This is a genomic window from Pseudomonas kairouanensis, from assembly GCF_004682055.1.
Classification (GTDB): Bacteria; Pseudomonadota; Gammaproteobacteria; order Pseudomonadales; family Pseudomonadaceae; genus Aquipseudomonas; species Aquipseudomonas kairouanensis.
Map to the genome: position 1 here is coordinate 61,487 of NZ_QUZU01000035.1, position 9,349 is coordinate 70,835.

Genomic DNA, 9,349 nt, shown 5'->3' on the forward strand with positions numbered 1-9,349 from the left:
CCGATACAGATACACCAATATCAAATTGTACTGCTTAACTGTTTTGTTTTTAAAACTGTACCTATTGGTTTGACTGGCTTCTGTGCGGCTGCAAAAAAACCAGCATTCCAAGTACAACAAAGCCCGCCTCCGGTTACCCGGGGCGGGCTTTGTTTTGACAAATCTGGTTGCTGGCAGTGGACCCTACAGGTCAGGGCCAGCGAGCGCTAATCAGCGCCAGAACGGCTTGCTCAGCTCTTCGTAGCGTTGAGCTTCGCTGATACCGGCGTCAGCCAGCAGACGCGAATCCAGACGAGCCAGTTGGTGGCGGCTGGAGATGCGGCGCTGCCACAACATCAGGTTGGCGATAACGCGCAAAGGCAGGGAAGCCTGGGTGTTTACAGCTTTTTCTTCGAAGAACAGATCGGAACTGAGTGTACGTTCCATGATGACATCCTTCCGCTTGTGGCGGGTTTAGGTAGTGGTTTAACTGATGCCAATGATCCTCCTGTGACGCAAGACTCTCTAGATACAGTTCACCTGTATTGTGAGGGGCCAGTTAACTGTTTAAGGGGGCTGTACTGTACGGAAATGGGGCAACTGTACCTGTCTGCACTGAAACAGTGCGAAATAGGCATTTTCGATGAATTGTGTAGGAGAATTCGGTAGGAATTGACCGGTACAGAAGTACAGTTTTTTTCAGAAAGTCAGTGGATGCAGCCGGGCTGATGAAACTGTATGTACATCAGCCCGTATCTGTACCAATTACGCCTTGAGCATATGGCCGGTTTCTTCCAGGTTAATGTGCCAACTCAGTGCCTCACGCAGGATGTGCGGGGTATGCCCGCCGATGGCACAGGCGGCGTTGAAGTAAGCGTTCAGCGCATCGCGGTAGGCAGGATGCACGCAGTTATCGATGATTACCCTCGCCCGCTCACGAGGCGCCAAACCACGCAAATCGGCCAGCCCGACCTCTGTTACCAGGATATCGACGTCATGCTCGGTGTGGTCCACATGGCTGACCATCGGCACCACGCTGGAAATCGCACCGCCCTTGGCGATGGATTTGGTGACGAAGATCGCCAGGTGCGCATTGCGCGCGAAGTCCCCTGAGCCGCCAATGCCGTTCATCATCCGAGTGCCGCAGACGTGGGTGGAATTGACGTTGCCGTAGATATCGAACTCCAGCGCAGTGTTGATCCCGATAATCCCCAGGCGGCGTACAACCTCGGGGTGGTTGGAGATTTCTTGCGGGCGCAGTACCAGCTTATCTTTGTAATGCTCCAGGTTGCCGAACACATCGGCATTGCGCCGCTCCGACAAGGTGATCGAGCTGCCCGAGGCGAAACTCAGCTTGCCGGCGTCGATCAGGTCGAATGTCGAGTCCTGCAGCACTTCCGAGTACATGGTCAGGTCTTCGAACGGCGATTCGATCAGGCCGCACATCACCGCGTTGGCGATATTGCCGATACCCGCCTGCAGTGGCCCGAGCTTATTGGTCATGCGCCCGGCGTCCACTTCCTGCTTGAGGAAGTTGATCAGGTGGTTGGCGATGCCCTGAGTGTCGCTGTCGGGCGGCGTCACTGTAGAGGCGGAGTCGGCCTGGTTGGTGATCACGATGGCGACGATCTTCTCCGGCGGGATCGGGATCGCGGTGCTGCCAATGCGGTCGTCAACTTTTACCAGCGGGATCGGGGTGCGCGTTGGGCGGTAGGTGGGGATATAGATGTCGTGCAACCCTTCGAGGTTGGGGTTGTGCGCCATATTGATCTCGACGATCACCTGCTTGGCGAAAATCGCGAAGCTGGCGGAGTTGCCCACGGAGGTGGTCGGCACAATGTGGCCTTGCTCGGTAATCGCAACCGCTTCAATCACGGCGATGTCTGGCAGTTTGAGCTGATTGTTGCGCAGTTGCTCAACGGTTTCCGACAGGTGCTGGTCGATAAACATGACTTTGCCGGCGTTGATCGCCTTGCGCAGGGTGCTGTCGACTTGGAACGGCATGCGTCGTGACAGTACACCGGCTTCGGTCAGTTGCTTGTCCAGGTCGTTGCCCAGGCTGGCGCCGGTCATCAGCGTGATTTTCAGTGGCGATGTCTTGGCTCGTTCGGCCAGGGCGTGGGGCACGGCCTTGGCTTCACCGGCACGGGTGAAGCCGCTCATGCCGACGGTCATGCCGTCTTCGATCAGTGCGGCGGCGTCGGCCGCGCTCATGACCTTGTTCAACAACGAAGGCAAGCGGATGCGATCACGGTACATGGATTCTTATCTCAGGCTACGGAAGCAAGGTGCGCAGTTTAGTGATTTCAAAAAATTTCGGCCCGCTACCATGGTCGAATGCCGGGCAGCGATTTAGAGCCTTTGGTCGGGTTTCATGCCGCAATAAAAAACCCCAGCCTACAAGAGGCCGGGGTTTCGAGTATTGCGCTGTAGCAGGGTTACTCGACGGCTTTGACCATGTCTTCGATGACCTTCTTGGCATCACCAAAGACCATCATGGTCTTGTCCAGGTAGAACAGTTCGTTGTCCAAACCGGCATAACCGCTGGCCATCGAGCGCTTGTTGACGATGATGGTCTTGGCCTTGAAGGCTTCGAGGATCGGCATGCCGGCAATCGGCGAGTTCGGATCGTTCTTGGCCGCCGGGTTGACCACGTCGTTGGCACCCAACACCAGCACCACGTCGGCCTGGCCGAACTCGGAGTTGATGTCTTCCATCTCGAACACCTGGTCGTAAGGCACTTCGGCCTCGGCGAGCAGGACGTTCATGTGGCCGGGCATGCGACCCGCGACTGGGTGGATCGCGTATTTGACGGTAACGCCGTGGTGAGTCAGCTTCTCGGTCAGTTCCTTGAGCGCGTGTTGCGCCCGTGCCACTGCCAGGCCGTAGCCCGGAACGATGATCACGGTATCGGCGTTGGTCAGCAGGAAGGTCGCATCGTCGGCCGAGCCGGATTTGACCGGGCGGGCTTCTTTGGAACCGGCTGCGGCACCCGCATCCGGCGCATTGCCGAAGCCGCCGAGCAGTACATTAAAGAAGGAACGGTTCATCGCCTTGCACATGATGTACGACAGGATCGCACCGCTGGAACCCACCAGGGAGCCGGCAATGATCAACATCGAGTTGTTCAGCGAGAAACCAATGCCCGCCGCTGCCCAGCCGGAGTAGCTGTTGAGCATCGATACCACCACCGGCATGTCGGCGCCGCCGATTGGGATGATGATCAGCACGCCGAGCACGAACGCCAGGGCCAACATCAACGCGAAGGCGGTGAGGTTGCCGGTGAACATGAATGCCAGGCCCAGGCCCAGGGTCAGCAGGCCGAGCACTAGGTTGATCTTGTGCTGCCCGCCAAACTGTACCGGTGCGCCCTGGAATAGGCGGAACTTGTACTTGCCCGACAGCTTGCCGAAGGCGATCACCGAACCGGAGAAGGTGATGGCACCGATGGCCGCGCCGAGGAACAGTTCCAGGCGGTTACCGGCTGGGATCGAGTCACCGAGGTGTTTGACGATACCCAGGGATTGCGGCTCAACCACGGCGGCGATCGCGATAAAAACCGCCGCCAGGCCGATCATGCTGTGCATGAACGCCACCAGCTCCGGCATCTTGGTCATTTCTACGCGCTTGGCCATGATCGAACCGGCGGTGCCGCCGACCAGCAGGCCGACGATCACGTAGCCAATGCCTGCGGTAGCCAGCTCAGCACCCAGCTTATAGATGAGGCCCACGGTAGTGAGCACCGCCAGCGCCATGCCGAGCATGCCGAACAGGTTGCCGCGACGCGAAGTGGTGGGGTGTGACAGGCCTTTGAGGGCCTGGATGAAACAGATCGACGCGATCAGGTAGAGCGTCGTTACCAGGTTCATGCTCATTACTTAGGCGCCTCTTCTTTTACTTTCGGGGCTTTCTTCTTGAACATCTCAAGCATCCTGCGGGTTACCAGGAACCCGCCGAACACGTTCACTGCGGCCAACGCCACGGCCAGGGTGCCCATGGTCTTGCCCAGCGGTGTCACGGTGAGGGCCGCCGCCAGCATGGCGCCAACGATCACGATCGCGGAAATCGCGTTGGTCACCGCCATCAGCGGCGTGTGCAGCGCGGGTGTCACGTTCCAGACCACGTGGTAACCGACATAAATCGCCAGCACAAAGATGATCAGGTTGTAGATACCGGGGGAGATAAGCTCTTCCATCGTCTGAATCCCTGCTTAGGCGTTTTTGCGGATGACTTGGCCGTCGCGGCACATCAGGCACGCGGCGACGATGTCGTCTTCGAGGTTGATTTCAAACTGCCCTTCCTTGGTGAAGACCAGCTTCAGGAAGTCCAGCAGGTTGCGCGCATACAAGGCCGAAGCGTCGGCAGCGACAGCACCGGCGAGGTTGGTCGGGCCACAGATGATCACGCCGTTCTCCACCACCACCTGATCGGCGACGGTCAGCGGGCAGTTGCCACCTTGGGCCGCAGCGAGGTCGATGACCACCGAGCCGGGTTTCATCTGCGCCACGGTCTCAGCGCTGAGCAGGGTCGGCGCTTTGCGGCCGGGGATCAGCGCGGTGGTGATGACGATGTCGGCCTGCTTGGCGCGCTCGTGCACGGCCAGGGCCTGGCGTTGCATCCAGCTGGTGGGCATCGGACGGGCGTAGCCACCAACGCCGACGGCGCATTCGCGTTCTTCATCGGTTTCGTACGGCACGTCGACGAACTTGGCGCCGAGGGATTCGATCTGCTCCTTCACGGCCGGGCGCACGTCAGATGCTTCGATCACCGCACCCAGACGTTTCGCCGTAGCGATGGCCTGCAAGCCTGCCACGCCAGCACCGAGGATCAGCACGCGAGCAGCCTTAACGGTACCGGCAGCGGTCATCAACATCGGCATGAAGCGCGGATAGTGATGGGCGGCGAGCAGCACGGCCTTGTAACCGGCGATGTTGGCCTGGGACGACAGCACGTCGAGGCTTTGAGCGCGCGAGGTGCGCGGCGCAGCTTCAAGGGCAAAGGCCGTGATGCCGCGCTCGGCGAGCTTGGCAATGGTTTCGTTGCTGAACGGGTTGAGCATGCCCACCAATACGGTGCCGCTTTTGATCAGCGTAAGTTCGCTGTCGCTGGGGGCAACCACTTTGAGGATCAGTTCGGCGCCAAACGCATCGTTGGCACTGCCAATGGTTGCGCCTGCCGTTTCATAGGCACTGTCAATGATGCTGGCCTTGATGCCGGCGCCGCTTTGTACAGTGACCTTATGGCCCTGGCCGATCAGCTTCTTGATGGTTTCCGGGGTGGCAGCCACCCGCGTTTCACCGGTCTGGGTTTCGAGAGGAACACCAATGTGCACGTCAAATCTCCTGCATGATCTTTTTGCTTTTGATCTTTTTGTAAAAAGGCCAGTGCACCGCGAGTGGCGCAACTGGGGCGGCCGATCAGCACGATCCCGCTGAAATGACAGCGGGGCGCGGCATTTTGCAGGCGAACTTTACGGCCTTCAAGGGATTATGACGGGTGACGAAAAATTAACTACAAGTCACCCTGTGACTGATTGTCGCAACACTCTGAAATAACCTCTTCAAATACATGGGTTTAAAGGGCTGCAGGTGTTTTTGTGCCGATTTGTCATCGTTGGTGTGAATAGTCGGGTATTGGCTTGTGATAGTCGCTACAAGCCATAAAAATCATGGTGTTGAGCGGTATTTACGGCTGACAAGTACAGTCTGCTGAAATGCGACATATACGTATATCTGTAGGATCGAAAATTAACTGACTACAAAGTCAGCAATGAAGTTGTGCCCTTTAAATGCTGGGGGTGTAGCGCTGGGATTGATCAACCAGCCAGTCTCTAAACGCATGTAGCGAGGCAGATTCGACTTTTCTGTCAGGAATCATCAGGTAATAAGCTTTCGAACTGTTCAGCGTCTCGGGGTTTGCAACCACCAGACGGCGCTCCTCCAATTCGCGTTGAATGAGAAATGGCGGGATCAGCGCGACGCCCATGTCATGCATGGCCGCCTGGGACAGCATCGAGAATAGCTCGTAACGCGGTCCTGTCATGTCGCGGGGGATGTTCAGTTGCTGAGCGTTGAACCACTGGCGCCAGGCATAAGGGCGAGTGGTCTGCTGCAAAAGTGGCAGTTCTGCGATCTGTTGGGGGCTGAACTGCGACTGGTTGCCGAGTAGCCGAGGGCTGCAGACAGGCACAGGGTTTTCCCCCATCAGGCGATGCGATTCGGTACCAGACCAGTCAGCGTCGCCGAAGTAGATGGCGGCGTCGAATTGCGTATCGGCAAATAGAAAGGGGCGTGTGCGGTTGGTGAGGTTGACCGTGACTTCCGGATGTTGGTGTTGGAAGTCCTTGAGGCGCGGGATCAGCCATTGGGTACCAAATGTCGGAACCACCGCCAATTCAATCACGTTAGCGCCCTGCTGGCCCATGACCGACAAGGTGTCGCGTTCCACCGCGTCCAGTTGCGCAGCGACGCGGCGGCTATAGGACAGTCCTGCTTCCGTCAGCTTGACGCCGCGTCGCGAGCGGCGAAACAGCTCGACACTCAAAAACTCCTCAAGGCTGGCGATCTGTCGGCAGATGGCGCCCTGAGTGATGGAAAGCTCCAAAGCCGCTTTGGTAAAGCTCTCGTGGCGGGCCGCCGCCTCAAAGCTGACAAGGGCCGTGGTGCTCGGGATTTTTCTGCGCATGTACCTTGCCCTCACATGAAAGTCGCCTATGCGCCCTTCTTGGATGTTTCGAAGTGAGAAATTAGCACAAGCCTATGCAGAAACCTCGTTTGCCCTCCTGCCATGCCGGGCCTAGGCTCCATCCACGACTTCTGATTTATCTTCGCGAGGACTTATTCATGGCTGGCAAGGCAAGCTTCAACTGGATCGATCCACTGTTGCTGGATCAACAGCTCACCGAAGAAGAGCGCATGGTGCGCGACAGTGCTGAGCAGTTCGCTCAGGACAAGCTGGCGCCGCGCGTGCTCGAAGCCTTTCGTCATGAAAAGACCGACCCGGCGATCTTTCGCGAAATGGGTGAAACCGGCCTGCTGGGCGCGATGATCCCTGAGCAGTACGGTGGCAGTGGCTTGAACTACGTCAGCTATGGGTTGATCGCTCGTGAAGTGGAGCGTGTCGATTCCGGCTATCGCTCGATGATGAGTGTGCAATCGTCTCTGGTCATGGTGCCTATCAACGAGTTCGGCACTGAGGCGCAGAAGCAGAAGTATCTGCCGAAGCTGGCTTCTGGGGAGTGGATTGGTTGTTTCGGTCTGACTGAGCCTAACCATGGTTCCGATCCGGGCGCGATGATTACGCGTGCGCGCAAGGTTGAGGGCGGCTACAGCCTGACGGGCGCAAAGATGTGGATCACCAACAGCCCTATCGCGGATGTATTTGTGGTGTGGGGCAAGGACGACGCCGGTGATATCCGTGGCTTTGTCCTGGAAAAAGGTTGGAAAGGGCTCAGTGCTCCAGCGATTCACGGCAAGGTCGGCCTGCGGGCTTCCATCACCGGTGAGATCGTCATGGATAACGTCTTTGTGCCGCAAGAGAACATCTTTCCGGATGTGCGTGGCTTGAAGGGGCCGTTCACATGCCTTAACTCGGCGCGTTATGGCATCTCCTGGGGCGCGCTGGGCGCTGCCGAGTTCTGCTGGCATACCGCTCGCCAATACACCCTTGATCGCCAGCAGTTCGGGCGTCCTTTGGCGGCGACTCAGCTGATCCAGAAAAAACTGGCCGATATGCAGACCGAAATCACATTGGCCCTGCAAGGTTGCCTGCGTTTGGGGCGCATGAAGGATGAGGGGACGGCGGCGGTTGAAATCACCTCAATCATGAAGCGTAACTCCTGCGGCAAATCCCTGGATATTGCGCGTATGGCGCGGGACATGCTCGGGGGCAACGGCATCTCCGACGAGTTCGGCGTGGCGCGCCACTTGGTCAACCTGGAAGTGGTGAACACCTATGAAGGGACCCATGACGTGCATGCGCTGATTCTTGGGCGTGCGCAAACCGGTCTTCAGGCGTTCTATTAATAGGGGCATGGGCATGGGCGCGCTTTCGCATCTACGGGTGCTGGATTTATCGCGAGTACTGGCGGGGCCCTGGTCAGGGCAGATATTGGCGGACCTTGGGGCTGAGGTGATCAAGGTCGAGCGGCCTGGCGCGGGTGATGACACGCGGGCGTGGGGGCCACCCTTTCTTAAGGACGCCTATGGTGAGAGCACCAGTGAGGCCGCGTATTACCTGTCGGCAAATCGCAATAAAGAGTCAGTGACCATCGACTTCACGCGGCCGGAGGGGCAGAAGCTGGTGCGTGACCTTGCGGCCAAGTCCGACATTCTGATCGAGAATTTCAAAGTGGGTGGCCTGGCGGCGTATGGCTTGGATTATGAGTCGCTAAAGGAGATCAATCCGGAGTTGATCTATTGCTCGATCACGGGGTTTGGTCAGACTGGGCCTTATGCGGCGCGGGCTGGCTATGACTTCATGATCCAGGGGTTGGGTGGCCTTATGAGCCTGACCGGACGGCCCGAGGGTGATGACGGAGCGGGGCCGGTGAAGGTGGGGGTGGCCTTGACTGACATTCTTACGGGGCTTTACTCGACTGTGGCGATTCTGGCTGCGTTGGCTCACCGGGATCACGACGGTGGCGGTCAACATATAGATATGGCGCTGCTGGATGTGCAGGTAGCGTGCCTGGCGAACCAGGCAATGAACTACCTGACCACAGGCGTGGCGCCCAAGCGCCTGGGTAATGCTCATCCGAACATTGTGCCTTATCAGGACTTTCCTACGGCTGACGGCGATTTCATCCTGACGGTGGGTAATGACGGGCAGTTTCGCAAATTTGCGCAGGTGGCTGGGCAGCCGCAGTGGGCGGATGATCCGCGGTTCTCTACTAATAAGGCGCGGGTGGCGAATCGTGCGGAACTGATACCGTTGATTCGTCAGGCTACGGTGTTCAAGACGACAGTTGAGTGGGTGTCGCAGCTAGAGCGTGTAGGTGTGCCTTGCGGGCCGATCAATGATCTGGCCCAGGTGTTTGCTGATCCTCAGGTTCGGGCGCGTGGGTTGGCTATGGAGTTGCCTCATGCGCTGGCAGGGATGGTGCCTCAAGTGGCAAGTCCCATAAGGTTATCCAAGACGCCTGTGGAGTATCGCAGTGCGCCGCCCCTGTTAGGCGAGCATACGGTTCAAGTGTTGCAGACGGTGCTGGGGCTGGGGGCGACGAATGTGGCTGCCCTTAAAGAGGCAGGCGTTATTTGAGCGTTTTCTTCTATATAGGATAGGTTCGAGCATTTATTTGATGGTTTTTTAATCAATATCGGCTAATTGATAGAAAATCGGAATTAAGGGTTGACGGCGAATTATATCTGTC

At 57.8% G+C, this 9,349-nt stretch carries 8 protein-coding genes; 2 read left to right on the forward strand and 6 right to left on the reverse strand.

Going from position 1 to position 9,349, the window contains the following annotated elements:
* Positions 1 to 210: 210 nt before the first annotated feature.
* The 6 genes from DYL59_RS23205 to DYL59_RS23230 all read right to left on the reverse strand — a co-directional run bounded on the left by DYL59_RS23205 (position 211) and on the right by DYL59_RS23230 (position 6,663).
* Entirely contained in the window at positions 211 to 426 is a 216-nt protein-coding gene (locus tag DYL59_RS23205; RefSeq protein ID WP_010168694.1) for a DUF1127 domain-containing protein, read from the reverse strand.
* 318 nt (positions 427 to 744) lie between these two features.
* Positions 745 to 2,238: an acetyl-CoA hydrolase/transferase family protein gene (locus DYL59_RS23210; RefSeq protein WP_135291271.1), complete on the reverse strand. Its 1,494-nt coding sequence runs from the start codon at positions 2,236 to 2,238 to the stop codon at positions 745 to 747.
* Positions 2,239 to 2,417: 179 nt separating this feature from the next.
* Positions 2,418 to 3,854 (reverse strand): NAD(P)(+) transhydrogenase (Re/Si-specific) subunit beta, encoded by a 1,437-nt coding sequence (locus DYL59_RS23215; RefSeq protein ID WP_135291272.1) that lies wholly within the window; start codon positions 3,852 to 3,854, stop codon positions 2,418 to 2,420.
* On the reverse strand, positions 3,854 to 4,174 hold the full coding sequence (locus tag DYL59_RS23220) for an NAD(P) transhydrogenase subunit alpha part 2 (RefSeq protein ID WP_003187417.1): 321 nt from the start codon (positions 4,172 to 4,174) through the stop codon (positions 3,854 to 3,856). Before DYL59_RS23220 ends, DYL59_RS23215 begins: the two co-directional genes overlap by 1 nt.
* 15 nt (positions 4,175 to 4,189) lie before the next feature.
* Positions 4,190 to 5,311: a Re/Si-specific NAD(P)(+) transhydrogenase subunit alpha gene (locus tag DYL59_RS23225; protein WP_135291273.1), complete on the reverse strand. Its 1,122-nt coding sequence runs from the start codon at positions 5,309 to 5,311 to the stop codon at positions 4,190 to 4,192.
* Between the two features lie 452 nt (positions 5,312 to 5,763).
* Complete coding sequence (locus tag DYL59_RS23230) at positions 5,764 to 6,663, reverse strand: LysR family transcriptional regulator (protein ID WP_167496709.1); 900 nt, start codon at positions 6,661 to 6,663, stop codon at positions 5,764 to 5,766.
* A 158-nt stretch (positions 6,664 to 6,821) separates the two neighbouring features.
* Between DYL59_RS23230 and DYL59_RS23235 the strand changes: the two genes are divergently transcribed.
* Positions 6,822 to 8,003 carry an acyl-CoA dehydrogenase gene (locus DYL59_RS23235; protein WP_090367687.1) on the forward strand — a complete coding sequence of 394 codons (1,182 nt, stop codon included), beginning with the start codon at positions 6,822 to 6,824 and terminating at the stop codon, positions 8,001 to 8,003.
* A gap of 13 nt (positions 8,004 to 8,016) precedes the next feature.
* A complete protein-coding gene (locus tag DYL59_RS23240; RefSeq protein WP_135291275.1) occupies positions 8,017 to 9,237 on the forward strand; it encodes a CaiB/BaiF CoA transferase family protein in 1,221 nt (406 codons plus the stop codon).
* Positions 9,238 to 9,349: the final 112 nt, after the last annotated feature.